Origin of the sequence: Nitritalea halalkaliphila LW7, from assembly GCF_000265075.1 — a bacterium.
Taxonomy (GTDB): Bacteria; Bacteroidota; Bacteroidia; order Cytophagales; family Cyclobacteriaceae; genus Nitritalea; species Nitritalea halalkaliphila.
The window spans coordinates 1-1209 of sequence record NZ_AJYA01000099.1; the positions used below are offsets into that span (position 1 = coordinate 1).

Consider the following 1209-nt stretch of genomic DNA (forward strand, 5'->3'; position numbering starts at 1 on the left):
AATGAAACTCAACTGAAAGAAAAAAATCCCTATCTTGGCATTTTATGGGCTGTTTAAAACTGATATACCGACAAGAAGAACCGAGACGATTAAAAGTGTCCTGGAATCGAAATGATACTGAAAATCCGTGTACGGGTGTTGAGAACTATCTCTACAACGGGAAGGAACTCTTAGATGACCTGAACCTAAACCTGTATGACTTTGGAGCGAGGATGTATGATCCTGCTATAGGGAGGTGGGGCGTTGTTGACCCGTTGGCGGAGAATGGACATCACTTAAGTCCCTACAATTATGCTTTTAACAATCCTCTATTGTTCATTGACCCAGATGGGATGTGGCCTTATACAATTAATGATGTGTTAAGTTTACATGGACAACCAACGAAAGAAGAATTAACAGGGCTTAGTGAAAGGCAAGTACAAAAAAGTATATTGACAGGATTTGCAAATATACTTATGACTGGTAGAAGCGTTATTGATGTTACTGCTTCCCTGATAGGTGTTAGTTCTGATGTGTCTAATATATTAAACTTTGACAAACCCAATAGATCAAAGTTGCCTAGCTATCAGAAAATATTAGAAGGTATTAATAAGGACTTGAGTAGTAGAATTAGTGAACTTGATAGTAAACTTGTGGAATTGTCATTAGAATTAAATGAAATGGAAGACAGAACTACACAAAATTATAAAGAAAAAGAACAACAATTTGATATTTTAAATGATAGAAGACAAGATCTTCATGATCAAATTCGAGCAGTAAGACAGGAACTGGATTGGGTTAAGGATGAAACAAAAAAGCCAATAATTGATAGGTAAAATAACTATTGAATTCTTTTCTATTTCTTTTTTTAAAATCTTAATCATAATAGGATCTTCTTTAATTGTAGCTCCAGTGTTTTTGTCGATTTTGTAATCGACTAATAACTTATTGCCAAACGCATATCTTTCATTTAGCACTATTGTATATGTTTTAATCATTTTTAAGCTTAAATTGAAACCTAGGTTAATGCCTTGTTTTAATATCTTGTATCTTTGATAAGGGAATTTCTATTTTATGTTTAGGGTAAGATACAATTAGTTTATTATAAGTAAGTTCCAGTGACCGAATATTGTGCTTTTTTTGAGAGAATGACAAAATATATGCTAAGGGAATGATGATAATAAACAACGACTACAAGTATCCTTGTCTCTTGATAGTGAATATAAAGAG

1 protein-coding gene is annotated in these 1209 nt (G+C 32.9%); it reads left to right on the forward strand.

Annotated features, from left to right (window positions below; translation table 11 throughout):
• Positions 1–95: 95 nt before the first annotated feature.
• Complete coding sequence (locus A3SI_RS16465) at positions 96–815, forward strand: RHS repeat domain-containing protein (protein ID WP_202946886.1); 720 nt, start codon at positions 96–98, stop codon at positions 813–815.
• Positions 816–1209: the final 394 nt, after the last annotated feature.